The organism is Rhodococcus sp. MH15 (assembly GCF_019266045.1).
Classification (GTDB): domain Bacteria; phylum Actinomycetota; class Actinomycetes; order Mycobacteriales; family Mycobacteriaceae; genus Rhodococcus_F; species Rhodococcus_F qingshengii.
The window spans coordinates 352,463-377,605 of record NZ_LPNP01000061.1; the positions used below are offsets into that span (position 1 = coordinate 352,463).

24 protein-coding genes and 1 pseudogene are annotated in these 25,143 nt (G+C 62.8%); 11 read left to right on the forward strand and 14 right to left on the reverse strand.

Going from position 1 to position 25,143, the window contains the following annotated elements; genetic code table 11:
* Nucleotides 1-2 precede the first annotated feature (2 nt).
* The gene (locus tag ATN37_RS09540) at nucleotides 3-719 is read left to right on the forward strand and encodes a hypothetical protein (RefSeq protein ID WP_063316429.1); all 717 of its coding nucleotides are present in this window, start codon (nucleotides 3-5) and stop codon (nucleotides 717-719) included.
* Between the two features lie 4 nt (nucleotides 720-723).
* On the opposite strand, the gene ATN37_RS09545 is transcribed toward ATN37_RS09540, so the two are convergent.
* The 4 genes and pseudogenes from ATN37_RS09545 to ATN37_RS09560 all read right to left on the reverse strand — a co-directional run bounded on the left by ATN37_RS09545 (nucleotide 724) and on the right by ATN37_RS09560 (nucleotide 4,114).
* Nucleotides 724-2,124 carry a DUF2252 domain-containing protein gene (locus tag ATN37_RS09545; RefSeq protein WP_007728051.1) on the reverse strand — a complete coding sequence of 467 codons (1,401 nt, stop codon included), beginning with the start codon at nucleotides 2,122-2,124 and terminating at the stop codon, nucleotides 724-726.
* Between the two features lie 31 nt (nucleotides 2,125-2,155).
* Nucleotides 2,156-2,575 carry a DUF1622 domain-containing protein gene (locus ATN37_RS09550; RefSeq protein ID WP_081558809.1) on the reverse strand — a complete coding sequence of 140 codons (420 nt, stop codon included), beginning with the start codon at nucleotides 2,573-2,575 and terminating at the stop codon, nucleotides 2,156-2,158.
* A gap of 51 nt (nucleotides 2,576-2,626) precedes the next feature.
* The gene (locus ATN37_RS09555) at nucleotides 2,627-3,658 is read right to left on the reverse strand and encodes an ABC transporter substrate-binding protein (RefSeq protein ID WP_232330039.1); all 1,032 of its coding nucleotides are present in this window, start codon (nucleotides 3,656-3,658) and stop codon (nucleotides 2,627-2,629) included.
* 101 nt (nucleotides 3,659-3,759) lie between these two features.
* A pseudogene (locus ATN37_RS09560) lies at nucleotides 3,760-4,114 on the reverse strand (zinc ribbon domain-containing protein YjdM).
* A gap of 104 nt (nucleotides 4,115-4,218) precedes the next feature.
* Here ATN37_RS09560 and ATN37_RS09565 point away from each other — a divergent pair.
* The 4 genes from ATN37_RS09565 (at nucleotide 4,219) to ATN37_RS09580 (ending at nucleotide 8,014) form a co-directional block, all read left to right on the forward strand.
* A complete protein-coding gene (locus ATN37_RS09565) occupies nucleotides 4,219-4,851 on the forward strand; it encodes a TetR/AcrR family transcriptional regulator (RefSeq protein WP_003944787.1) in 633 nt (210 codons plus the stop codon).
* Between the two features lie 41 nt (nucleotides 4,852-4,892).
* A complete protein-coding gene (locus ATN37_RS09570) occupies nucleotides 4,893-6,464 on the forward strand; it encodes an MDR family MFS transporter (protein ID WP_003944867.1) in 1,572 nt (523 codons plus the stop codon).
* 14 nt (nucleotides 6,465-6,478) lie between these two features.
* Nucleotides 6,479-7,078 (forward strand): CHAP domain-containing protein, encoded by a 600-nt coding sequence (locus ATN37_RS09575; RefSeq protein ID WP_030536433.1) that lies wholly within the window; start codon nucleotides 6,479-6,481, stop codon nucleotides 7,076-7,078.
* Nucleotides 7,079-7,495: 417 nt separating this feature from the next.
* A complete protein-coding gene (locus tag ATN37_RS09580; RefSeq protein WP_232330038.1) occupies nucleotides 7,496-8,014 on the forward strand; it encodes an HD domain-containing protein in 519 nt (172 codons plus the stop codon).
* On the opposite strand, the gene ATN37_RS09585 is transcribed toward ATN37_RS09580, so the two are convergent.
* A complete protein-coding gene (locus tag ATN37_RS09585) occupies nucleotides 8,015-8,386 on the reverse strand; it encodes a cupin domain-containing protein (protein ID WP_054781205.1) in 372 nt (123 codons plus the stop codon).
* A gap of 89 nt (nucleotides 8,387-8,475) precedes the next feature.
* Between ATN37_RS09585 and ATN37_RS09590 the strand changes: the two genes are divergently transcribed.
* Nucleotides 8,476-9,294, forward strand: a complete 819-nt coding sequence (locus ATN37_RS09590; protein ID WP_042919858.1) for an AraC family transcriptional regulator — start codon at nucleotides 8,476-8,478, stop codon at nucleotides 9,292-9,294.
* 95 nt (nucleotides 9,295-9,389) lie between these two features.
* On the opposite strand, the gene ATN37_RS09595 is transcribed toward ATN37_RS09590, so the two are convergent.
* Together ATN37_RS09595 and ATN37_RS09600 are read right to left on the reverse strand one after the other, a co-directional pair.
* Nucleotides 9,390-9,845 carry a hypothetical protein gene (locus ATN37_RS09595; RefSeq protein ID WP_228232707.1) on the reverse strand — a complete coding sequence of 152 codons (456 nt, stop codon included), beginning with the start codon at nucleotides 9,843-9,845 and terminating at the stop codon, nucleotides 9,390-9,392.
* Nucleotides 9,842-10,897 (reverse strand): LacI family DNA-binding transcriptional regulator, encoded by a 1,056-nt coding sequence (locus tag ATN37_RS09600; protein ID WP_228232709.1) that lies wholly within the window; start codon nucleotides 10,895-10,897, stop codon nucleotides 9,842-9,844. The genes ATN37_RS09595 and ATN37_RS09600 overlap by 4 nt, the downstream gene beginning before the upstream one ends.
* Nucleotides 10,898-10,967: 70 nt before the next feature.
* Between ATN37_RS09600 and ATN37_RS09605 the strand changes: the two genes are divergently transcribed.
* Nucleotides 10,968-12,197 (forward strand): MFS transporter, encoded by a 1,230-nt coding sequence (locus ATN37_RS09605; RefSeq protein WP_165639246.1) that lies wholly within the window; start codon nucleotides 10,968-10,970, stop codon nucleotides 12,195-12,197.
* Here ATN37_RS09605 and ATN37_RS09610 read toward each other — a convergent pair.
* Genes ATN37_RS09610 through ATN37_RS09625 form a run of 4 tightly spaced genes read right to left on the reverse strand, consistent with a single transcriptional unit; the run spans nucleotide 12,158 to nucleotide 17,902 of the window.
* Nucleotides 12,158-12,826, reverse strand: a complete 669-nt coding sequence (locus tag ATN37_RS09610) for a bifunctional 2-polyprenyl-6-hydroxyphenol methylase/3-demethylubiquinol 3-O-methyltransferase UbiG (protein WP_064075381.1) — start codon at nucleotides 12,824-12,826, stop codon at nucleotides 12,158-12,160. The two genes, ATN37_RS09605 and ATN37_RS09610, sit on opposite strands and share 40 nt — an antisense overlap.
* 36 nt (nucleotides 12,827-12,862) lie before the next feature.
* Nucleotides 12,863-15,406 (reverse strand): polynucleotide kinase-phosphatase, encoded by a 2,544-nt coding sequence (locus ATN37_RS09615; RefSeq protein WP_218695060.1) that lies wholly within the window; start codon nucleotides 15,404-15,406, stop codon nucleotides 12,863-12,865.
* Nucleotides 15,403-16,827, reverse strand: a complete 1,425-nt coding sequence (locus ATN37_RS09620; protein ID WP_218695062.1) for a 3' terminal RNA ribose 2'-O-methyltransferase Hen1 — start codon at nucleotides 16,825-16,827, stop codon at nucleotides 15,403-15,405. Before ATN37_RS09620 ends, ATN37_RS09615 begins: the two co-directional genes overlap by 4 nt.
* Before the next feature lie 37 nt (nucleotides 16,828-16,864).
* Nucleotides 16,865-17,902 (reverse strand): Rv2578c family radical SAM protein, encoded by a 1,038-nt coding sequence (locus tag ATN37_RS09625; protein ID WP_003944842.1) that lies wholly within the window; start codon nucleotides 17,900-17,902, stop codon nucleotides 16,865-16,867.
* A gap of 98 nt (nucleotides 17,903-18,000) precedes the next feature.
* Here ATN37_RS09625 and ATN37_RS09630 point away from each other — a divergent pair, with 98 nt between their 5' ends.
* Genes ATN37_RS09630 through ATN37_RS09645 form a run of 4 tightly spaced genes read left to right on the forward strand, consistent with a single transcriptional unit; the run spans nucleotide 18,001 to nucleotide 21,566 of the window.
* Nucleotides 18,001-18,366 (forward strand): RidA family protein, encoded by a 366-nt coding sequence (locus ATN37_RS09630; RefSeq protein ID WP_042448723.1) that lies wholly within the window; start codon nucleotides 18,001-18,003, stop codon nucleotides 18,364-18,366.
* A 53-nt stretch (nucleotides 18,367-18,419) separates the two neighbouring features.
* Nucleotides 18,420-19,304, forward strand: coding sequence for a DUF5995 family protein (locus ATN37_RS09635; protein WP_218695283.1), 885 nt, complete (start codon nucleotides 18,420-18,422; stop codon nucleotides 19,302-19,304).
* Nucleotides 19,305-19,353: 49 nt separating this feature from the next.
* The gene (locus ATN37_RS09640) at nucleotides 19,354-20,787 is read left to right on the forward strand and encodes a putative nucleotidyltransferase substrate binding domain-containing protein (RefSeq protein WP_244993307.1); all 1,434 of its coding nucleotides are present in this window, start codon (nucleotides 19,354-19,356) and stop codon (nucleotides 20,785-20,787) included.
* Nucleotides 20,784-21,566 (forward strand): Fic family protein, encoded by a 783-nt coding sequence (locus ATN37_RS09645; protein ID WP_218695064.1) that lies wholly within the window; start codon nucleotides 20,784-20,786, stop codon nucleotides 21,564-21,566. The genes ATN37_RS09640 and ATN37_RS09645 overlap by 4 nt, the downstream gene beginning before the upstream one ends.
* A 114-nt stretch (nucleotides 21,567-21,680) precedes the next feature.
* Here ATN37_RS09645 and ATN37_RS09650 read toward each other — a convergent pair whose 3' ends face one another.
* The 3 genes from ATN37_RS09650 to ATN37_RS09660 are packed head-to-tail and all read right to left on the reverse strand — an operon-like array spanning nucleotide 21,681 to nucleotide 25,143.
* Nucleotides 21,681-23,663, reverse strand: coding sequence for a 5-oxoprolinase/urea amidolyase family protein (locus tag ATN37_RS09650; RefSeq protein WP_218695066.1), 1,983 nt, complete (start codon nucleotides 23,661-23,663; stop codon nucleotides 21,681-21,683).
* The gene (locus ATN37_RS09655; RefSeq protein ID WP_218695068.1) at nucleotides 23,660-24,313 is read right to left on the reverse strand and encodes an urea amidolyase associated protein UAAP2; all 654 of its coding nucleotides are present in this window, start codon (nucleotides 24,311-24,313) and stop codon (nucleotides 23,660-23,662) included. Before ATN37_RS09655 ends, ATN37_RS09650 begins: the two co-directional genes overlap by 4 nt.
* A complete protein-coding gene (locus tag ATN37_RS09660; RefSeq protein ID WP_064075360.1) occupies nucleotides 24,310-25,143 on the reverse strand; it encodes an urea amidolyase associated protein UAAP1 in 834 nt (277 codons plus the stop codon). Before ATN37_RS09660 ends, ATN37_RS09655 begins: the two co-directional genes overlap by 4 nt.

Consider the following 25,143-nt stretch of genomic DNA (forward strand, 5'->3'; position numbering starts at 1 on the left):
CAATGTCCGAGAAATTCGAAATCCGCCGCGAGGTGGTCGTCCCAGGAACCCCCGAGCAGATCTGGGCCGCCATCTCGGCCGAAACGGCCGGCTGGATGTTCCCCTCCCCTCTCGAGATCCCCGCCGACGGCAGCCGCCCGGACAGCCCGATCATCGCCACGTGGGAGCCACCCCGCGAACTCGCCATCCACATGCAAGGCCCCGACGGCTGGTTCAACAACCTTGAATACGTCGTCGAGGCCCGCGACGAGAGCACCGCCGTTGTCCGCTACGTCCACGCCGGAGTGTTTGCCGATGACTGGGACAACCAGTACGACGGCGCGAGCAAGCACACGGACTTCTACCTGCACAGTCTCGGCCAGTACGTGCGGTACTTCGCCGGCAGGCCCACCACCTATGTCTCGGCTGAAGGCCCGGAATCCTCTTCCGCGCCGCAAGCGATGGGAACGCTTCGCAGCGCCCTCGGAATCACCTCGGGCGCCGCTGTCGGTGACTCCGCGTCGGTGGAAGTCCCCGGAATCGGAACCGTCGACGCGATTGTCGACTACATCAACGACTGGTTCATCGGCTTGCGCACCCAGGACGCATTGCTGCGGTTCTACGGCCGAAATGCTTTCGGCGGCACCGTCGACGCGGCCCATCACCTCTTCGCAGAGGGTGCTGACGGTGGATCAGCAACGGCAGCGTGGCAGGGCTGGCTCGACGGCGCGTTCGCCTGAGTCGTCACACTCCCCGCTCTGCTGACACGCGACCGTCGTCGATCGCGGTCAGCAGAGCGGCGTGATCGCGAGCATTGCGCTTGGCGTAGGCAGCCGCGAACTCCCCGATCGCGAAATCGAATTCGGTTCCGTCACCGAGATATTCGGCGATCGCTATCCGATCGGACGAGCGAGCGTGTGCGTAGGCAAGGACCCTGGCGCACAGGCGCCCGTAGAGTTCCAGCCCCTGCGGCACCATCTCTTCGATGACTGCCGACCCTTTACCGTCACGCAGTTGACGAATGTAGAAATCGTGCTCACCCTCGTCGAGCCCCGGCCCTCGTTCCCAGCCGAGAAAGATGTCGCTTGTCGCTTGCATCAAGCGTTGCCCGTTGACGACGCGTTCCCCTTCGTTCTTGAAGGTCGGACCATCGACGTAGCCGGACAATACCGAGGGTTGCGCTTCCTTGACCTGCAGGATCAACGGATCGTCGTCGTCGACGCCTTTCATGAGGATCATCCATGCGCGTGTTCCGACGCTCCCGACACCGACAACCTTCCGCGCAATGTGCGTCATCTCGAAGCTTTCGAGCAACACCCGACGGTCCCACTGCAGCGTGCTCCGATACGACCGAACGCGCTGACGTAGCAACTCCTCGATCTGCGTGAGATCGGTCCCTGCGAACAACTCGTTTGCGGGCACGATCAGCGGCGGATCACTGATGAATTGCCGCCGGCCGTCGACGATTTCGGTGAACTTGCCTGCCGCCTGCACACTGTCGCGGCGACGAGCCTTGTCCAGCGTCGCTTGTGTGCGAGCAAGCATGCGCTTCTTCAGGTCGATCTGGAGAGCCTCGAGCCCGTCCTCGGGTGCGATGTGCGAGTACCAGACTGCAAGATTTCCCAATCCTGCCTGGGTGATCATGGTTTCCCGATACTCGGCCGCGCATCCGCGAACGATCTTCTTCCGCTCCTTGCCCGAAAATCCGTTGTCCTTTGCGGCGATCACCAAACTTGCGGCCAGTCGTTTCACGTCCCATTCGAACGGTCCCGGGTACGTTTCGTCGAAGTCGTTGATGTCGAACGCGAGCTTTCGCTCGGGCGTCGCATAGATACCGAAGTTGCTCAGGTGCGCGTCGCCGCAGAGTTGGCTGGCAAGACCCGAATCCGGACTGCGTGACAAATCGTCGGCCATCACCAGAGCAGCGCCGCGGAAGAACGAGAACCGCGATGCCGACATCCGCCCGTATCGGATGGGCACCAGGTCCTGTACCCGCGACTTCGCCTGCAATTCGAGCAGTGATATCGGATCACGGTCACTCTCTGCCAGATCCGCGAGCGCGGCCAATGGCGTATCTCTACGCGCCTGACGGCCGCGCGCCCGCCTTTCGTCGACCGTGAGATGCTCGGTACGCACTGCTGTCATCTGCCCGACCTTTCACTCGCAACGGCTATCGCTACGAACTCGACGCGTCGGGCGTCGTGCGGCCTCCTGATCCGCGCGCTGCGCGTACCAGGAGTTCCGGACTTGACACCAACGCCTTGCGCCACGGAAGTACCCCGTCGATCTCGATCTGAATCGACAGGCTCAGCACGGTCCGAATAAGAACGATCATGCCCAGAACTGCGGCGTCTGTCAGCGACGGCGACGACGTCACCGTCTTCACCAGATCAGCGGCGACAAGGATCTCGAGGCCGAGAAGGATGACCGCGCCCATGGTCTCGCGCAGAGTACGAAACGCCGAACTACCGTCCCGCGTTCGACTCCATGCGCGCACCGCGATCACGAATGCGAACACGAACCCGAGAACCATGGCGACAACACCGAGTACCTCGAACCATTCGGTGACCAGCTCGAAGAACCTGATTTTGTCCATGGTCATGATTCTCGAGGTAATGCACCGATAAGTCGAGGTGACACGACGGCGTCAGCTGAAGATCCGCTCGATGTCGTCGAGTCGCAGCTCGGTCGCGCGGGGAGAATAGCCCGAGCCCCACAGGCTGTCGTCGACGTAATGGACGTTCCCCGAGCGGACAGCGGGAAGACGCTCCCAGAGCGGGTTCATCGCCAACTGCGCGCGGACGTCCTGCTGGTCCTGGAATGCGCCCACGATGATCACGTCGCTGGTCACCTGATCGAGTTGCTCCGCTGTGAGTGTGCGCGTGAACTCCTCCGATGTAGCTCGTTCGCCGGGGAAACCGAGGGCGTCGAGAAGAGCGTCGACCTGGTTGTAGACGACACCGTTCTCGCCGGTGCGGAGGAGGGTCACCGACGGCAACGAACCGAGGGCGGAGAGTCGATCCTTGATTGTGAGGAGGCGGTCTTCCGTTCGCGCGTTCAATTCGGCCGCCGCGTCTTCGCGTCGGACCGCGACGCCCATCGAGGTGACCAATTTCTTCATCTCGTCCCACGTGAGGAACCCGTTGAAGCCGGCGAACACCGGCACGCCTGTGGCAGAGAGTTCGTCGTAAGACTTTGCTGCGTAAGCATTTCCGGCCGTCAGGAGCATGACGATCAGATCCGGCGACACGCCGATGATTGCTTCCTTGTTCCACGTTCCCGCCGTGCCGAGGTTCGGGATGTTCGCAGCCTCCGGCATCGTGCGCAACACCGCGTCACCGCTCACACCCTCGAGACCGAAGAAGCCGCCGACGATCTTCTCCGGCGGCACACCGAGGTCGAGCACCGTCGCCATGGCGCTGACATGGGCGATGACCATTCGCTGCGGATCCGAAGGGATCTCAACACTGCCCGTCTCGTCCTGCACCGTGACGAGACCGCCTGACTCCAAGCCATTTTCGTCACTGCTGCACGCTGCCAGCAAGGTCGCGGCCGCGGCACCGAGCCCGGCGCCGAGGAAACCCCTGCGCGTCAGCGCATCGACGATGCGTTTCCACTGCTCCTCTGTATCGAGTGCGGTGTTATCGAGTGCGGGCGCCAGGCAGATCGAGTTCGGCACAGTTCGGTCCATTCGTTCGAGCGGTCGAGAATCACCTCGATTGTGGCTATCGAACCGTCGAAACTGAACAGGATTTCGAGCCGACAACTATCGCTGTCCGGTCACACCTTCTTGACGACGCTCGACTTCAATTGCATCGGTCCGATGCCGTCGACCTTGCAGTCGATGTCGTGGTCACCAACACCCTGAACAAGACGGATGTTGCGAACTTTCGTACCTGACTTGATGCCGGTCGGACTGCCCTTCACCTTGAGCGTCCTTGACGACCGTCACCGTGTCGCCGTCCGCAAGAATGTTGCCTACGGCATCTTTCACCACACCCAGGTCCTCGCCGGCACTATCGGTCGGCGCCCACTCGTGCGTGCAGGACGGGCAGACCATCAACGCGCCCATCTCGTAGGTGTATTCGCCGGCGCATTCAGGGCAAGGGGGCAAGGTGTCTTCCACGCGGTTCATCCTATCCACCAGGCACCCGATCCCCATTTTTGCATTTCATGAGGCATTCTTGGGCCAAATATTGCATTCGATGAAACTTTGCACTCTGTGCAATTATGGATGAAATGGGAACCGAAACTCTCGGATTGCGCGAACGAAAACGAATTGCGACGAGGCAGCTGATCGAGCACACCGCCGTCGAACTCGTTCTCGACCTGGGCTATGACGAAGTGACCGTCGAGAAAATCTGCGAAGCCTGCAATCTGTCGACCCGCACGTTCTTCAACTACTTCCCCACCAAGGACGCAGCGATCGGTGGGCTCATGCTCGTCGTGCCAAGTGAGACGACCATGCTCACGCTCATCGGCGAGCACCCGGACGATCCGCTGCGCGGCGCCCTCGCGGTATTCGAGGCGGCGATGCAAATCGTCGACGAGCGACCCGATCTGCTCGCGCATCGACGCGAATTGTTCGAGCGTCATCCCACGCTGTTGCAACAACATCTGGCCACCTTCCACGATCTTGAAGACACGCTCACCCGGATCCTCACGCGGGAGTTGTCGAACAGAACCGAGTATCGCCGCCTGCACTCGGACACAGCCGCTGCCGACGAAGCCACAGCAACGGTCATCACCGCAGGCGCCGCGATGCGTTACGTCTTCCGAAAATGGCAGAACAGTGAACGGGCAAGCCCCAGAACAGATTTGCTCGATCCGGCACTACTCCTGATGGCTCGAATACTGAGGTCCGAGAGCTGATCCACACTCTCGCACCCGCCGTCACTCAACTAAGGAACTACATGTCCACTCGAGAAGCTGCGACCGTCGAGCCCGACGGCACGCATACCGACACCGAGGCCTCGCCGGACAAACGGTCGATCATCCTCGTTTTTGTCGGGCTGATGATCACGATGCTTCTGGCTTCGCTCGACCAGATGATCTTCAGTACCGCGTTGCCCACCATCGTGGGCGAATTGAACGGCGTCAACCACATGGTCTGGGTGACGACGGCATACATCCTCGCCTCGACCGTCATGATGCCGGTGTACGGAAAACTCGGTGACCTGATCGGCCGCAAGGGCCTCTTCATCGGCGCCATCAGCATTTTCATCGTCGGTTCGGTGATCGGCGGTCTGTCCCACGACATGACCACACTCATCGCTGGTCGAGCCGTGCAGGGACTCGGCGGCGGCGGATTGATCCTGCTTTCCCAGGCGATCATCGCCGACGTCGTCCCCGCCAGGCAACGCGGCCGGTACATGGGTGCGATGGGCGGGGTGTTCGCACTGGCTTCGGTTGCCGGTCCCCTACTCGGCGGCTGGTTCACCGAGGGCATCGGTTGGCGTTGGGCCTTCTGGATCAACATCCCCCTAGGCCTACTCGCCATCGCGAGCGCGATGGCATTTCTGCACCTGCGGAAGCCGAACCTCGGCAAGCCTCGCATCGACTATCTGGGCATGGTTCTCGTCGCGACGGCAGCGACGTGTCTGATCCTGTTCACTACCTGGGGCGGAAACACCTACGCCTGGGGATCGGCCGTCATCATCGGGTTGATCGTCGGCTGCGTCGTGACGGCAGTGGCTTTTGTCTTCGTCGAAAAGCGTGCCGACGAACCGGTGATTCCGATGCACCTGTTCGCTCAGCGCAACTTCGTGTTGACCACCGTCGCCGGCCTGATCATCGGAATCGCCATGTTCGGTGCGCTCGCCTACCTGCCGACCTACATCCAAATGGTGACCGGCAAGAACGCCACCGAAGCTGGATTGATGATGATTCCCATGATGGCGGGCCTGCTCGTCGCCTCCATCGGGTCCGGCCAGCTGGTCAGCAAGACCGGCCGCTACAAGATCTTCCCCATCGTCGGAACATCCATCGTCGCTGTTGCTCTGGTCCTGCTCTCACGTCTGACGCCGTCGACCTCACTGCTGGTCTTCGGTTGCTACATCGCACTCATGGGTATCGGACTCGGCCTCGTCATGCAGATCTTGATCTTGATCGTGCAGAACACCTTCCCCGCGGCCGAAGTGGGAACGGCCACCGCGTCGAACAACTTCTTCCGCCAGATCGGTGCGTCGTTGGGCAGCGCGATCGTGGGCAGCCTGTTCGCCTCGCGTCTGACCAATCTCCTGGCCGAGCGACTCCCGGCGAATGGCGGCGCGGTCGGTGGTGACGAGAACTCCTTGACCCCGGGAATCCTCTGGAAGTTGCCGAGCCAGGTTCGCGAGATCATCGTCGGTGCATACAACGACGCGCTGGCGCCGATCTTCCTGTACCTCGTCCCCTTGGTCATCGCGGCGGTTGTCCTGTTGCTCTTCGTCAAGGAGAAGCCCCTCGCGACGACGATCGATCGCTCGGCGCCCCCGCTCGAGTAATTGACTATCGTGGCGTGATGTCGCACGCACCGAATACGCCCAGACGCACTCTCGCTGTTCTGGGCGTATTCGGCGTTGTGGTGGTCGTAGTTGTCGCCGGCGCACTGTGGTGGTTCGCGCGCGGCGACGACGCTCTTGCCGGCGAGAATCTCGATTCGTTCCCGGCCGTCGACCACAGCATTCTCAGCGCTCAGCAGAGTGCGCTACTGGGCGTCCTCGAGCAGGAGTGGGAGTCAGGGAGTCCCGGCACCAAATACGCCGAGGGTGTCGAAGAATCGTGGTGTGCCGATTTCGTGAGCTGGTCGATGAACCAGATCGGCACGCCGTTCTCGAACCCCAACTCAGGGTCGTGGCGCATCCCCGGGGTGTACACGCTGCAGGAGTATTACGAGTCCGTCGACGCGTTTGTCCCCTACGGTCAGGACTACCAACCCAAGGTCGGCGACACGATCCTGTACGGCGACTCGAGCCCCTTCGGCCAACACGTCAACGTCGTTCTGGTCAACGACGCCGGCACTCTGACGACCGTCGGCGGCAACGAGAACAACAAGGTCATGCTCCATCGCATCGTCCCGTCGGAAGTCCCGGGGATCGTCGGGTTCGGCGTCATCTGAGCCCGAGCCCCACCGTCGTTGCTTGATGGTTCTTGCGATGTGCAGAGGTGAGGCTACAGATTGGGGGTTGCCGTTGGATGGCACTTGCTTTCAACCAATATTCGGATAATTCCGTGTTTCCGTCATTGACAGATATTGGACATCTGTGAAGAAGTTTCCCTGCCAACTAGATTCGTATCCAGCTGTCCCCCACCCAGAACAGGAATTCGATGCGCCCTGGTGAGCTCACCACTCTCGAGCAGATACAACTCATGGCCCGCGCGGCTGCTGCGCAGGCCATGAGTGCTCCGTCGATGCTCCGACTCCGGCTCGGCCGCTACCCCACTCGCACACCCGAGCTGCGCAAACGCCCACTCCCCGACACCAAGCTGTGCAGCGAAGCGCTCGATCACGCCAGAGGAACCCTCCCCCGCGGTCTTGAACCACAGCCTGCGCTGCTGGATCTGGGCCGACGCCTTCGCGCAGATCGATGCGATCGAGTACGACCCCGAAGATCTCTTCACTGCGTGCGCCCTTCACGATGTCGGACTGGGCGCAGAAGGATCGGCCGAGCACGGGTGTTTCACCTACATCAGTGCCGCAGACGCAGAAGAACTCGCGACCCGAGTGGGAACTTCGGAGAGGTCGGTACAGCGAATCGGCGAAGCGATCCGTCTGCACATGGATCTGACCGTCGACCGCGGCGCGGGCGCTGACGCCTATCTACTGCATGCCGCAGCGCATTTCGACGTTGCCGGTCGGCGTGCGCCCGAAATTCCGCGAGCAACTGTTGATGCAGCAATCGCGGAGTACCCGCGAACAGGGTTCACCGACGAGTTCACGCAGTCGATGAGGCGCGAGGTCCAGCTCCGTCCGCACTCTCGCGCGGCGACGCTCTGGAGATCGGGCATGGCACTGCCGCTCCGAACCAATCCCCTGGATTGGAAGAGCCGCTAGCTACGTCCAGTCCTCGAGCACCGCGGTTCGTGATCCTCCGACGTTCCCGGTATTCACCACGCCCACGGGTTCGATCAACATCACCTCCGCTTCCTCTTCGGCGATGGGACAATGCTCGACTCCGCGAGGCACAACGAACAATTCACCGGGCCCCAGCGAAACATCTCCGTCGCGCAGTTGGATTCGGATCTGCCCCTTTGTCACCAGAAACATTTCGTCGGTGTCGGTGTGGGAGTGCCAGACGAATTCACCTTTGATCTTGACGATCTTGATCTCGTAGTCATTGAGGCCCGCAATCTTCTTGGGCGACCAGTGCTCGGTGAACTGACCGAACTTCTCGCGGAGCGATACCGCTGTTGCCGAACTGTTCATGTTGTTCCTCCCTCGGGCGCGCCACCACTGCGATGACGACCCCGCCACTCTTCGTCACCCGAGGCAGCTGCGTCTTGTACGTTTCTGACATGGACCCCCGCGGCGCACAGATCACCGCGTGGGCACCGAGCCTCGCGGGAATCACCGAGGTCTTCCATGCCGATTTCGTCGGACACGCCTATCCCAAACACACGCACGATCAGTGGTCCCTGATGCTCGTCGACCGCGGCACGATTGCATACGACCTCGATCATCGCGCTCATGGCGCAGCACCAGAGATCGTGACTCTGTTGCCGCCAGGCATTGCACACGACGGAGTTCCGGTCACCGAGGCCGGATTTCGTCAACGAATCCTCTACCTCGACACGTCAGTTCTCGGCGAGGTCCTCATAGGCCCGGCGGTGGACAGCCCCGAGATTCGAGACCCTCTGCTGCGCCATCGCATCGATCAACTGCACTCTGCACTCGGCCCGGACGGCGAATCACTCGAGGCCGAAAGTCGCCTGGGGTTCCTCGCTGAAAGATTGAACGAGATCCTCACACCGGCCACAGGTCGATCCCTTCACACGCCGACCGTTGACGAACGCGTTGCCGATCAACTTCGGGACCTGCTCGATGCGCGACTCACAACGGGAATCACGATGCGGGAAGCGTCGAACATCCTGCAGCGGAAGCCCACGTATCTGATCAAGAACTTCGCGAAGCATTTCGGGCTTCCGCCTCACAAGTACGTGACGGGACGTCGAATCGATCTGGCGCGACGCGCAATCCTCGCCGGGCGCGAATTGGCGGACGTGGCCGTCGACGTCGGATTCCACGATCAATCCCACCTGTCGCGGCACTTCGTCAAGCATGTCGGGGCGCCGCCCGGCAAATACTCACTGAACGTGGCCAGTGGAGCGCGCTAGTCGCAGCACCTGGCACCGGTTTCGTCGAGCAGACACTGGTTCCGGTCAGCTGGAGTCTGTGTCCACTGAATGAAAACGGTGTCAGGTCCCAACGATCAAGCAGCCGTCTCGAGGTCGACCAGGAGGAAGTCCTCGCGCCGCGGCCCGTATTCACGATCGGTCAGCTGATACGAGCGCAACGCACGAGGTGCACGGGCCAACTCGTAGAACCGCTCGGAGCCAGGCACGAATTGCCTCGTAGCCCAACCCCAGTTCGGGCCGTGCGGAAACTTCGGGTCGGGCAGCATGTCGGACTCCATCGACATGAGCCGCAGGCGCCGAACTACCCCGGTCGTGGCGGCATCTGCGCCGAAGTCTATCCACGCCTGACGCGCGTTTGGGTCGTCACGAGGAGTTCCGGCAAGTAGGTGCAATGCACCCGCGACTTCGGCAACCGCCCACCGGCGCGGGTTGTCGACATTCCAGGAGAGTCCCCACCGGACGGTCTCCCCCAATTCTGGAGGAACAAACCACCGAAAACGCAGACCGTCGATGACTACCGGCGTGATCATCGTGTCGAGGTTCGCCGACGCACCGACCATTCGACCGGCTCGACCGCATCGTCCAGCCCGAGAACCACGCGAGCTGCATTGCGCCCTTGATCGAACAGGGACTGGCGAACCGTTGTCAGGCCGGCGTCCGATGCGGCTGTTGTGTCGTCCCATCCGACGACTGCGACATCGTCGGGCAGCGCGAGGCCGAGTTCACGGATCGCGTCCAGAACCCCCAGAGCCAGTTCGTCACTCATCGCCAAGATGACATCGGGCCTTCGGCTCTCGGGAACGTCGAGCAGGGACCGAGCCATCCGCGCACCCTCGCTCCGCTCGTTGACAGTGACGACCCCTACCCGCACCGAGGGCCAATCGAGGCCCGCGTCGCGGACGGCGCGCTCGTAGCCCTCGAGCCGATGGCGGGACACCGGAAAGAACGCTTCACCTGGATCCACGTCCATCCGAATCTCGGACCGACGCTCACGATCCCACGGAAGGCTGATCACCGCGGGCCGCTGCGCCCCCGACAACCCGACTGCCGCGATCGCGACGGCGCCGGCGACATCGTCCATCCCGACGAGATCCACACCCTCGTGCAACGGACCACCCTGGATGCATGCGGGTTTTCCGGTGCCGACAATCGCGTCGAGGATGGGATCGTCGAAGACGGTGGTCCAGACGACAAAACCGTCTACTGCCGCGTCGCGAACTCTGTCGACGTCTCCCGGTTTCCCCGAGTTCGGCAGCATCATCAGCCCGGCGTTCGCATCCAGGCACGCTTCGGCGACTCCCGAGAGGAATCGCCGAGCTACTGCGTCTTCGAAGGCGTACGTCAGCTTCTCGCTGAAGACGACCGCGATGTTGTTGAATTTCCCGCTCCGCAAGGACTGCGCCGCCCGGTTCGGGCCCGCGTACTCGAGCTCTTCGGCGGCGGCGAACACCTTGGCCCGCGTTGATTCAGACACGCGCTCGGGCTGCGCGAAGGAGTACGACACCGACATCACCGACACGCCTGCGGCCTTGGCGACGTCGGCCATCGTCGGACGACTCGAACGCTGCGCACGTATGGCCATGAGCATCAGCATAGCGAGTGAAAAATATCCATTGCGCAGGCGTGTATCGATACATGTATCGTTACACAACATGAGTGCTCGACTGCCGAAGGCAACCACGCTACGGCTGATGACACTGGCCGGAGCAGCCTTCGCCTACGTGACGGCCGAAATGCTCCCCGTCGGACTGCTCAGCGAAGTCTCAACGGACCTCGACGTCACCGAAGGGCGTGTCGGCCTACTGCTGACCTTCTACGCATACGGTGTCGCGGTCTTGACGCTTCCGCTGATTGGAGCGGTCAAAACCTGGCCGCGACGACGCGTCGTCGTTCTGACGGTGGCCACCCTCGCGGTGTCGCAACTGGTCGCAGCATTGGCCGTCAACTATCCGATGCTGGTGATCGGACGATTGCTCTGCGCTGCGACGCACGGAGTGTTCTGGGCTGTCGTTGCACCGGTCGCTGCCACCCTGGTTCCGCGCGGACAACAGGGCAAGGCCATCGCGATGGTGTATGCCGGTACGTCTCTCGCTTTTGTTCTCGGAGGACCCCTGTCTTCGGCGATCGGCCAGTCCTGGGGTTGGCGGACCGCGTCGGCGGCAATCGGTGTGGTGGCAGTGGGCATTGCTTTCTCACTGTATCGTGCGTTGCCAGAAATGCCGGTCGATCAACACCATCGGAGTAAGCGAGACAAACCGAAGCCGACACCGGCGATGAAACGGGCACTCGCCGTCATCTGCGCGGCAACGCTGTTTGCCGCCCTTGGGCAATTCGCTTCGTACACGTTCTTCACACTTCTGGTGGAGGAAAGCCTCGGCTCGTCCGGTGGCATCCGTACCGCGATGCTTCTGGTCTACGGCGCCGCCGGCGCCGTCGGAGTGTGGGTCGCCGGCAAGTACTACGACCGCCGACCGCGTCTCTTCACGCTCATCTCGATCGCGACGGTGGCAGGCGCGCTGGCCATCTTCTGGCTCTTGGCGCCGTCGATGGGAGCGTTCGCTGTCGTCGCCACGATCTTGTGGGGTGCGGCGTTCACCACCGTTCCGATCTGCCTCCAGTCCTCGGTTCTGCGCGCCGTCCCTATCGGGACCGACCGTGCCTCGGCCATCTACGTTGTCGTGTTCCAGATCGCGATTGCAACGGGCGCTCTGCTCGGTGCGGCCGTCGTCGACAGTGGCGGGCTCTCACATCTGGCGGGCATCGGGGTCGCTCTGATGATCGCTTCGTTGGCGATAGTCGGGTTCGGCCGACGCGCGTTTCCCCAGGAACCGGAACGGTCTACTCACTCCCCCACCGACGCGCCGGCCGGACTCTCGTCGTAGATCAGGGTGTATCGCCAGAACAGTCGTCTCCTGATCCGACTACCTGGCAGACACAACGCGGCCGCGCGCCGGACGTCAGCCATCGACTCCCCCGGTTCCGCGGTGGGAGCCGTCATCGCCTTCAGCGGCTCGGAGGCAACCCGTCGATGCTTGACGACGCCGACGACGGGATTGCACACGGTCGCCAACACCGACAGGAGTGCGTCGGTGGCTGTGGTCGATCGATAACACCCGACCACGACGAGCCGCCCGCCCGGTTCGAGCAGGCCGCTCAGCCGCTTCATCGACTCTTCGAGTGGAAGATGATGCAACGCTGCGACGACGGTGATCGCGTCGTACGTCGCCTCGGATGCAAAGTCCTCGATCCGCTGCGCGTCGATGATCACGTTCTCGTCGTCGACAAACCTTGCGCGCACGGCGGCCGAGGTTGTCAGGTCGGGTTCCACACCGACCACCACGTCGAACCGCCGACGCAAGAGGTCGATCAGATTGCCGGTCCCGCTCCCCACGTCGAGAGCGCGACCGGACCTGACCCCGCTCAGATTACGTAGAACCCACCGGCCGTAGTGATCGTTGTGACTCCACGGATGGCGTCGATTGAAACCGTCCAAGCGAGCAATCACACCCATACCCGACGGTATCAATCCGAGCCCGCGCACCGGCCGTCACAACCGCGGGTCGACCGGCTCCGATTCGAGAGCCAGCACCGCGAACACGGCCTGGTGCGCTCGCCACAAAGGTTCACGGTCGACGAGCCTGGATACCGCCTCCATGCCGAGCGCGTACTCGCGCAGCGCCATCGACTGCTTGTGTCCGAGGTTGCGATTGCGTAGCCGAGCAAGTGTCGACGGTTCGAGGTAGTCGGCACCGTAGATCAACCGTAGGTACTCCCGGCCGCGGACCTTGATCCCTGGCTGAACCTTCGCGTCGTACCCCCGCGGTCCGTGAATCTGATTCGCCAGCGGTTTGACGACCATCCCCTCACCACCGTCGCCGGTGAGCGACTCCCACCACTTCGTCGCTTCGAACACCGAGTCCTCGGAACCGAGATCGACCACCAGGCGACGTGTAGTGGTAAATCGACTCGGGTCGGCCGCGGCCAGGCGGTCCGAAATACCGAGGTGCCATTCGTGATCCCGTTCCCCGTACGACTGGCCCTCGGCCGCCAGAATCTGGAACGGCGCGATGGTGACGCCGTCCAGTCCGTTCGTCGGCCACACGTACCGTCGGTACGCCTCGCCGAAGCGCTCGATACTGGCGGCCCGAACAGTTGTCTGTTCGAACATCTCCGCCACGTCCAGGCCCCGCGACCCGGCCCGCGCCAGCACGGCCTCGCGAGCTGTGAGGTCTGATCGCCCGGCCGCCGCGACCGACGCGTACTGCGAGCGCAGCAGACCTTCCGCTTTGACGTTCCACGGCAACAGTTCGCAGTCGAGGAGCAGCCAGTCGGTGCCCACCTCTTCCCACAACCCAGCGGAGGTGACTGCGGCGGCGATGTCGTCGATCAACTGCTGAGTCAGGTCGTCGTCGAAGAACTGGCGGCCGGTGCGGGTGTGCACCATCCCGGTGAGCGCATCCGGTGCGTCGAAGCGGGACTGAGCAACCGATCGATCACGGCACACGAGCACCACTGCCCGCGAACCCATTTGCTTCTCTTCGCAGATCACTGTTCCGATTCCGCCGGCCCGGTATGCGTCGAACGCGGTCGACGGGTGTTCCAGATAGTCATCGGATTGGGCGCTCGCGCAGGGCGCCATGGTCGGCGGTAGGTACCGCAGCCATTGCGGCGCGACCGCGAATCGGCTCATCACTTCCAAGGCGCCGGCAGCGTTGTCGGTGCGAACGGACACTCGACCGCGCAGTTCGGTGTCGACGCCGGTCGTTTCGAGGACGTCGGCGAGATCGAGCACGTCCGGATCACGAGTCGGCGGTGCCAGCGGTACCACCGGCTCGTACCAAACCTGCTCCGCCGGAACCGACACGATCTCTCGTTCCGGGTATCGAAGAGCCGTGAGGGATCCACCGAACACACAGCCGGTGTCGAGGCACGCGGTGTTGTTGATCCATTCCACCTCGTGCACCGGCGTGTGACCGTAGAGGACCATTGCTGATCCTCGGTAGTCCTGCGCCCACGGGTATCGAACGGGTAAGCCGAATTCGTCCGTTTCACCGGTGGTTTCACCGTAGAGCGCAAAGCTTCGCACTCGGCCGGACGCCCTGTTGTGGTAGTCCTCCTTGAGACCGGCGTGCGCAACCACGAGTTTGCCGTCGTTCAGAACGAGGTGCGCGACGAGCCCGTCACAGAAGTCGACGACGCTGTCCCGGAACTCCGCCGACTCGGTGGCAATCTGCGCGAGGGTCTCGGCGAGTCCGTGACTGGCCGTGACCTTCTTACCGCGCAAGGCCTTGACGAGTTTGTTCTCGTGGTTACCCGGAACCGCTATCGCATGTCCCGCCGCGACCATCCCCATGACCAGACGCAGCACACCGACCGAATCCGGTCCTCGATCCACGTAGTCACCGAGGAAGACGGCAGTTCGCCCTTCCGGCGGCACCGCATCGACAGCTCTGCCGTCCGTCCCGTAGTCGACGGTGTAGCCGAGTTTCACGAGGAGCGTCTCGAGCTCGCTTCGACATCCGTGGATGTCACCGATGACGTCGAACGGACCACGCTCGACACGCAGATCGCTGCGGAGCGGGTGGCGCAAGAATGTGGCTTCGGAAACCGCGTCCTCACCTCTGAGGATGTGAACCGAACGGAAACCTTCCTTGCCCAACCCGCGAAGCGAGCGAGTCAGCTGTTGGTGCTGGCGGCGAATGACGTCGCGTCCGAACGTCCGATCAGAGCGTGCGTCGTTGCGCGCAGAACAGACCGATTCCGGAACATCGAGCACGACTGCCACCGGCAGTATGTCGTGCTCGCGAGCCAACGCGACGAGTCGCTTGCGCGCGGCGGGCTGGACGTTGGTCGCGTCGACCACCGTGAGGCGTCCGCGTCGCAAACGCTTGGCCGCGACGAACTCCAGCACTTCGAAAGCATCGGACGTCGACTCCTGTGAGTTCGGATCATCACTGACCCACCCTCTGAATGTGTCACTCGAGAGAGTTTCGAACTCACCGAAGTGACGCGCCGCAAAGGTCGACTTTCCCGAGCCACTGACGCCGATGAGTACTACCAGGGCGAGATCTGGAATCTCGTACATCGTCATGACGTTCGTGCCTCCTTCGTGAAGATTGCCATCTGTGTCGGCCCGCCAAGGACCGGATCAATTGCTCCGACAAATTCGAACTCCACGCAACAGCCGTGGACTCGGGCCGTTTCGGATGCCCAGTCGCGGAATTGGGTTCGGGAGAACTCGAACCTGTGATCGGGGTGCCTGAACTCTCCCGCGGCCAATGCCGGATACAGCACGTTGTAGTCGGCATTCGGAGTAGTCAGCAGCACATACTGCGGTGCTGCGTCCACGAAGACCGATCTGACCAGCGCCGGCAGGCGCGCCGTGTCGACGTGCTCGACCACCTCCATCAGCACGGCTGCGTCGAAGCCTTTCAAGCGTGCGTCGCGGTACGTCGCGGACGACTGCATCAAAGACACACGTTCACGTTGGGCGTCGGACATTTCGGAGAACTTCAATCTGCGTTGCGCCCGTGTCAGTTCGCGCGCGCTCACATCGACGCCGACAAGTTTGTCGAATTGAGCGTGCGGCATCAGCACCTCGATCAGTTTGCCTTCGCCGCAACCGATGTCGACAATCGTTCTGACGTGCAGTCGCTGAAGCGTCGCCAAAACTGCGTCGACGCGAAGCCGTGCCAGCGGCGGATCCGGTCGCGGTACTTCGATCTGCGCCTCTGCTTGTTCGGGAATCAGTCGATCGACCACCGATTCGACCAGGTCGCGTCGACGCGCCAGGTAGCGGGACATGATCAGCGCGGAATCCGGATGCGACGCCAACCACTCTCCAGCGACGCGGATCAACTTGTCTGCCTCGTCGGGTCCCACCCAGTAGTGCTTCACGTCGTCGAGGACCGGCAACAGCACGTAGAGGTGCCGAAGGGCACTCTGCACCGTGTGTTCCCCGGTGAGCGTCAACGACACGAAGTCGGAGTTTCCCCACGTCGGCAGGTGCGGATCAAGCTGCACCGGTATCGCGGTCACATCCCAGCCCAGCGGCTCGAACAACCGACGAGGCAATTCCGCATCGCCGCCACACGGAACCACCGGAATCGAGACGGTCAACGCGAGTTCGGTTCCAACGAGTTCCGGGTGCGACTTGCACGTTCCCGTCAACGCGGTGCGAAACAGCTTCGACAGAGCAACCGAGAGTATGGACGACGCCGCATACGGCCGATCATTGACATACTCACCCAGCGAAAAGTTGTCGCCACTCTTGCCGCGTCGATACCTACTCTGCACAAGTTCGATGGGGTCGACGTCCACAATCACTGCCACCGTGGTCTTTTCGGCTGAGGCCTCCGGGTACAGAACCGTGGCGGTGCCGATCGCCAAGTCGAAGCTTTGCACGCGGTCGGGATGTTTGTGCAGCAGGTAGCTCAACGCGGTCGCATCAGGAGTCTGCGGGGTCGGGGTGGACGTCAGTGTGAGTAGCACCAGGCGAATGTAGCCCGGCAAACGTCCGGGGCGCCTCCGATTTACGCGCCCGCGGCCGTCAGAACAAAGTGAGAGCTGCTCCCGCACCCACCAGTTCCCGGGGCGCCTCACGCGGCTCACTGCCAGCTGCACTGACGTCTCGATGCTCCGAACGACCACCCAACCCATGGCGCTCGACCAATGGCTCGACACGGCTTGCGAGCCAACGCTTGTATTCGGGAGTGACATACGCGCCCCGCCCGTACAGCTCGCGGTAGCGACGGATGAGCGCCGGATGTTCCTGAGCAAGCCAATTCATGAACCAACCCCGAGTACTCCCCCGCAGGTGCATCGGGAAGACCGTCACACTCGTCGCACCGGCTTCGGACAGTGCCTCGAACAGCCCGTCGAGATGACTGGTGGAGTCGGTGAGGAACGGAATGACCGGCGCCACCATGACATTGCACGAGAATCCCGCGTCGGTGATGGCGCGGATCATCTCGAGACGCGCCCGCGGCGACGGGGTACCAGGCTCGATCTGCTTCTGAAGTGCAGCGTCATTGATCGCCAACGACACACCGATTCCGACGTCGACCTGCGCTGCCGCCATTTTCAACAGCGGCAGGTCCCGTCGGAGCAGAGTTCCCTTCGTCAGGATCGAGAAGGGAGTTCCGGATTCGGTCAACGCGCGAATAATGCCGGGCATCAAGCGGTATCGGCCCTCGGCTCGCTGATAGGGATCGGTGTTGGTACCCAGTGCCACCGCCTCCCGTTTCCAGGACTTTCGCGCCAACTCTTTGCGGAGCACCGCGGCAATGTTCGTCTTCACGACCACTTGGGAATCGAAATCCGCGCCGGCGTCGAGGTCGAGATACTCGTGACTCGGTCTCGCGAAACAATATCGGCATGCGTGCGAGCAACCACGAAAAGCGTTGACGGTGAAGCTGAACGGCAACGTCGACTCTTCGGGCATCTTGTTGAGCGCGCTCTTGCAGAGCACCTCGTGAAACGTGATTCCCTCGAACTCGGGAGTCTGCACGGAGCGAACCAACCCGGCCCGTTCGAGTCCGGGTAGCGCTCCGTCATCTGCATCCAATGCCTGACCCGACCACCTCATGGCCCCAAGTCGAACACTTGTTCTAAGGTATGTCAAGATGGAGCGAATACCTGACCGTGCCTCACCACGGCCGGGAAGTTGTTGGCAGAATTCGGTGCATGTCGAACAGAATCAATATTTCGTCCGGTTCCGAATGGGAACCCAAGATCGGTTACTCCCGTGCCGTGCGCATCGGTAACCAGATCGCAGTCTCCGGCACCACCGCTCCTGGTGAGACCCTCACAGATCAGACCCGCGCAGCGCTCGAAACTATCAAGGCAGCACTTGCCGAGGCCGGCGCCTCGCTCGACGACGTCATCCGCACTCGCATATACCTGCGCGACATGACGCAGTGGGAGCAGGCCGCTCTCGCGCACGGTGAAGTGTTCGGCGAGATTCGTCCCGCCACGACGATCCTCGAGGTCAGCTCGCTGATCGACCCCGCTCTGCTCATCGAGATCGAGGCCGACGCGGTTCTCAGCTGATCGCCAATCCGGACATTTGTGAAATGGGCGCCTAGTCTGAGCCGATGAAACCGATGCGGCTGTATCCGTTGACGCTCGCGCTCGGCATCACCGCCGCTTTCCTCTCGCCCGGTTCTGCACTCGCAGAACCGGGCGAGAGTCTTTCGACGGCTTGCGGCAGCCAGTTGAGCAATGCCGAGGTGGGCCGGATTGCCGAACTCAGCGACGTCACGACCCTGAACGGTGCCGGACTGCCTCGGCTCGAGACCGCTGTCGAACGTCATCGTGAGATCACGTCGATCCTCGTCTCACACCACGATTGGCGAGGCTTGTTCTCCATCGGCCTGGACGCTGTCGAACACGAGGCGGTGATGCCGCTGCAGCGAGACCCTGCGGCCTTCGCCGATGACGAGTGGGCCCATTCCGTCAGCTTCGAATTGCTGCGCAGGTACCTGGTGAACGTCCATGCGGAGTTCACCGGCACTCCCACCGATCCGGCGTGGAGCAACTACTTCGCCCTGACACGTCAGTGCGACGCCAGTACAGCACGGGTCGCCATGGCCGGCTACAACGCGCATCTCACCGTCGACCTCGCTCACGCCGTCGCCACGTCCGGAACCACTGCGGAGGGTGTCCCCGATTTTTACAAGATCGTCGATTCCATTGCCGTCAAGGGTGGTTCGATCGTGACCCTCACCAAGGCCGAGTACGACGCCGATCTGGGGCCGCTCTGGCGGTTCTACTTCGTCGGCGAAGGACTCGACCGATTGGCCGGAAACTCGCAGCCCTCGGAACTGTTGCTCCGCGCCGCCGACAGCGGATACAACACCATCACGCTGGCCAACGGGTTCGCCCTCCAGAATCCGCAGACACGTCCCGGCGCAGAACAGGAGATCGACGCGCTCTGGCGTACTACAGATTCCGCTCTCGACATACTCTCGCGACTCGGCGGTCTCTGACATCTCACCCTCCGCTGCCTGAAACGGACACACCTGAGACAATGACCCCATGACGGGGCACTCGGCAGGGCAAGGCATGCAGAGTCCCGCCATGCGCCGGGTACGAGACCTGTTGCGCGGACCCGCAATTGTCTGCAGCGAACAGGCCACCATCCGCGAGGCCGCGAAGTTGATGACCGACGCGGGCCGCCGCGCTGTCGTGATCCCGACGGCTACAACCGGTTTCGGAATCTTCACCGAAGGTGACCTCCGTGCTCGCGTGGTAGTCGGTGGTATCGACAGCAATCAGCCGGTATCGACGGTGATGACGCCGTCAGCAGTGACAGTCGATCCGGATCGATTGGGCGCCGACGCCGTGACCGACATGCTCGAGTACGGATTGCGCCATCTCCCGGTCGTGACCGAGGCAGGCGCACTGATGGGCGTGCTCGAACTCAGCGACCTCCTGACTTCGGCCACCAATCAGGGTTTCGAACTGCGCGCAGCGCTCGCCACCGCACAGGACGACGCGCACCTGATCGAAACAGCCCGCGCGGTCCCTGTTCTGGTGACGGAATTGGTGGCGTCGCGGGTCTCACCGCTCGACATCGGCGCGACGCTGGCCGTGCTGATCGACGTGACTGTCAGGCGAGCCATCGAATTGGTGGTGGGCGGAGACGAGCGACCGGATTTCGCGTGGCTGTCGCTCGGCAGCGTCGCCAGACGTGAAGCGCTCCCCTCTTCGGATATCGACAGTGCGCTGGTGTGGGGCGGCGAATCTCATCACGAGGGAGCCGACGCCGCGAAGACCATCCACGACATCCTCGATCTCTGCGGGTTCCCTCGCGACACCAAGAACGCCGTCGCGACCCAGGCCAGGTTTGCTCGGACACTCCCACAATGGCGCACTGCGCTGCGGAAATGGGTGTCCAACCCGTATCAGGACCAAGCCCTGGTCATGTTGTCGATGCTGGCGGACGCCCGTGTCGTCGCAGGCGATCCGGCGTTGGATCCTCGCCCTGCGGCGTTGGATCAACTGCGACTGCACCCGGCCGTCATGCGACTGCTCCTTCGCGAAGCCGTCGGAGACAAGGCAAAGCTCCATTCGTTCAAGGACGTGATGACGCGTCGGACCGGAACCGTCGACCTCAAAGCCAGCGCCGTCCAACCGATCGTGAACATCGCTCGTTGGGCGGGGATTTCCGTGGGCGCCCGCACGAGTTCGACACTCGAACGCCTCAAGGCTGCAGCGGGAAGCGGTTTCCTACTCGACGACGACGCCCAGGTACTGATCGAATCTTTCGAGGTGTTGCAGCAGATTCGTGTCCGCCACCAGACCGATCAGTTCGCGGCAGGTCGGCCACCGACCGACGAAGTCGTGATCTCCGAACTCACTCCGCTCTCGAGGAGCTTGCTGAGCAATGCAGTGCGCGAGGTCGCGGGCGTGCAACGACGACTCGAATATGCCGCGTCCGCGTCGGCGCTACCCGACATCGATCCGTGAATCGCACTGCGCTCGAACAGGTTCTGGCGGCGGAGCGCCTCGAAGGCTGGGATCCGAGCGATGAACAGATCGCGGAACTCGAGGCCGTGATGATCGGGATGCTTTCTCGGCGTGAGTATTTCGAGCAGGAATTGGCGCGAGCCGTCGGCCTCTCGTCTGCGATTCCCCCGCGGATCCGCTGGCGACGATCAGCGCCGTACGTCTATCGCGGTACATCGGTTCTCGCGAACAATTTCGACGTACGAGATCCCGCCGCACTGCAATCACTCGAGTTCGCGGCGACCGCGCTTCGCCTGGGTGAGGCGCATCTCGGCAGCGACCTCGTACCGCACACGCGAGACACAGCCGAACTTCTCCTACTTCACCAGCACGTTTTCCAAGATCTGTACCAGTGGGCCGGCCACATCAGAACCGTCGACATCAGGAAAGGTGCGGCAACGTTTGCTCCGGTCTCGGCGATTCGGAACTACCTGTCCGAGGTGGAAGAGATCATCGCCGCCGTCGATTGGGTAGCGCTCGATAACGGCGCTGCGTCGTTCGCGCTCGCATCGGTGTACTCGACGCTCAATCATGCCCACCCGTTTCGGGAAGGAAACGGGCGAACCGGAACCCTCTTCCTGCACCGACTCGCCGCGGACACCCGGTATCAGCTCGACTTGTCGCGGGTGAGCAGAACCGAGTGGGTATCCGCGTCGAGGGATTCTGCGCCTTTCCGTCCCACCGGCACCCCGTCGCCTCGCCCGTTCATCGATCTGTTCAATCGCGCGCTGACTCGCTGACGCAGACATCTGCAACCGTTCCAGGCGGACTGAACACCGTAACTGCTGAGTGAGCACCGCTTCCGACACTCTGGAAGCGGTGCTCACTCTAAGACGACTGTGCTCACTCGACCATCAGCCGGGCAGCGCGAACTCTCCTGCGTCGGACCAACGCTGACGCTCGGCCCCGAACGCGACGGACTGCATCGCGCGGAACTCCTCGATCGAGCGCGAGTTCGACGCGAGGAACTCCTGATGCTCGGCCAGCGAGAAGCTGCCGTCCTCGATCTCGACGCCCCCGTCGCGGCCGGCGGCGGTGTCCGCGCGCAGATCCATCAACTCTTCCGGCTCGACGGGGTACCAGGAGATCCGGTCGAAGAATCGCAGCAACCACGGAGTGCCCTCCTCGAACGGCCCGGACTTCGCGGGGTGGCGGTGATTCCACACCTGCGTCGTACGTCCGACGAACTGGTACCCGCCCGGGCCTTCCATGCCGTAGATGCAGAGGTACGCCCCACCGATCCCGACGGCGTTTTCCGGGGTCCAGGTGCGGGCGGGGTTGTACTTGGTCGTGACAAGGCGATGACGTGGGTCGAGCGGCGTCGCGACCGGCGCTCCGAGGTAGACGTCACCGAGTCCGAGCACCATGTATTCGGCGCCGAAGACGGTGTCGAACACGTCGTTCACGGATTCGAGACCGTTCATCCGGCGGATGAACTCGATGTTCCACGGGCACCAGGGCGCGTCGGCGCGAACCCCGTGCATGTACCGCTGGATCGCTTCGCGCGTGGCCGGGTCGTCCCACGACAGTGGCATCCGCACAGTGCGACTGGGCACAACGAGTTCGTTGGCCGCCGGCAAGGTGTCCTCCGCCTCGGCGAGCATTCCCATCAGTTTGCCGACGGGCAGCACGTCCGGGTCGACGCGGACCTGCAGGCTGCGGATTCCCGGGGTGAGATCGAGTAGTCCGGCCGGCTTCTCGGCTTCGAGTCGCTGATGCAGTGCATGAGCACGCGCACGTAACGCCAGGTCGAGATTCATGTCGCCGTATTCGACCAACACGTTGTCATCGCCTGAGCGCCGGTACGTGACCGTGGTGTCGCCGTCACGACGGGCTATGACGCCGTCGTCGCCGTCACCACCGGAGGAATGAACAACCGAATTGGACGCTCGACGCGATACTCCGAGGTCACGCCGGGAGGCTGCCCGTTCGGCGCGGACCGGCACGAAGCGAATCTTGTTCCCGGGAGCCAACTGTCCGAGCTTCCAGCGATCAGCGGACACCACTGTGATCGGGCAGACGAAGCCGCCGAGGCTCGGTCCGTCTGGTCCGAGGAGGATGGGCGTGTCGCCGGTGAAGTCGAGTGCACCGATCGAATACGCGTTGTCGTGGATGTTCGAAGGGTGAAGTCCCGCTTCGCCGCCGGTGGTTCTGGCCCAGTCTGGTTTCGGACCTATCAACCGGACACCGGTGCGGTCGGAGTTGAAGTGGACCTCGTACTCCGTCGCGTACAGCGTGTCGATGTCGGAGCGGGTGAAGAACTCCGGCGCCCCGTGCGGGCCCTCGGTCACCGCAAGTTCCCAGCACGTGTGTATCGCCGGAACATGCTCGGCGGGAACAGCTCCCGCGACCCCGGTCGCCTGTCCGAGTTTGAGAACGTCTCCTGCCCGCAGAGTCCTACCTTCGTGTCCCCCAAACCTGCCCAGGGTGAAGGTCGACGCACTGCCGAGATAGTCGTCGGTCTCGATTCCGCCCTGTACGAGTACGTAGATGCGCAGTCCCGGGCCGCTGACCGTTCCGACGTCGAGCACCGATCCAGCGGGGACGAGAACGGGACGCCACTGACCGTGTACGACGCCGTCGACGGTCACCGACACCGGGGCACCTGTGATGCAGACCGTGGTGTCTTCGTCGAACGTCATGGCAGGTCCGGCCATCGCGCATTCGATGCCGGGGGCGCCTTCGGGGTTTCCGAGTGCGGTGTTTCCCAACCGAAACGACAGGTCGTCCATCGGGCCCGATGGTGGGACTCCGATCTGCCAGTATCCGACGCGTCCTGGATAGTCCTGAACCGTCGTCAGCATTCCGGGACGCACGATGGTCAGTTTTGCGTTCATTCGTCTGCTCCCGGCCGTGTGACGATCATGCGGACGGCCGTGGGATCGAAGCCGTTGCACGGGTTGTTGATCTGCGGGCAGTTGGACACGAGGACGAGCACGTCACGTTCGGCACGCAACGCGAGCCGCTTGCCTGGTGCCGACAGTCCGTCGACGATTCCGAGTGTGCCGTCGGGGTCGACCGGGACGTTCATGAAGAAGTTGATGTTGGACACCAGGTCCCGCTTACCGAGCCCCCATTTTGCGCCCTCGACGAGGAAGTTCTCGACGCACGCGTGCTGATGCTTGGTGTGGTGGCCGTATCGCAGGGTGTTCGATTCCTGTGAGCACGCGCCGCCGACGGTGTCGTGGTTTCCGACCTCGTCTGCGACCAGGGTCATGAGTGGAGTTCCGTCGTCACCGCGGAGCACGGAGCCTGTGGACAGAAACAGGTTCTTCTGGGCTGTGACCGTCGCTGCTGCCGAGTACCGAACGCTGTGATCGTCACCGGCGTAGACGAGGGTGTCGACGGCTTGATTTCCGTGTAGATCGACGATGGTCAGAACGTCACCGGCACGGACAACTGCGGACCACGGCCCGAATGCGTCAGCAATCTCGTCGAGGATCACCGTTCCGGGAACGAGGGCGGGGACATCCAAGGTGGTGGTCATGCGATCTCCTCCAGGTTCGAAGCCGTCCAGGCATCTTCGGTATTGAGCACTGCGCGTTGGTATTCCGGCCCGAGATCGTCAAGGCCGCCGAGTTCGTCGGCCGCGTTCCACGCGAGCACTTCGAGGGACGTGGTGGGAAACTGCGGCGCTGGATCGAGTGGGTGCGCGGTGTTGGCGATCATCACGATGACGGGCAGGTGGATCAGAAGGTCGACCGTTGCGCCCGAGCCGGCGGACCCCGTACTGGTGAGAGCGCCGTCCGCCTCGACGCGGACACCATGGAAGAAGGACAACGGCGGCGCAATGTCCTGCGGCCCGAGCCCGTTTTTCGCGGCAGCGACGGTGAACAGTTCACGACCGGCGGGTGAGGCACTGTGCAGCGAACCCTGCCCGTACTTCGCCTCGTTGGTGGCGCGTGACGTCGTTCCGCAGAACGCGTCGTGGTGACCCGACGTGTCTGCGACCACGGTCGCAAGTACTCGCCCCTGATCGGAGAGCAACGGGTGCCCGACGCCGAGATAGGCCTGCCATGGCACCTTGACGGTATCGGCGACGTTGAGACGCTCCCAAGGGGCGTCGGCGCGATAGAGCAAGATGTTTGCGCAGGCGCTGCCAGCGATGTCGCGAAGTCGCAATCGGGTTCCACGTGCGAGAACCTTGGTCGTGTACCGCCCACCCGGCACGGTCTCAGCCCAGGTCAGACGTTCGGGAGCGACGTCTTCGGGTGGGTTCGGCCAACGCGTTGCCGGCAATACGGGCATGGAATCGGTGATCGTTCCAGCTTGAGACCGGGCATGCTCGCGCGCTCCGGCGGTGGTCTGAGTACTCAT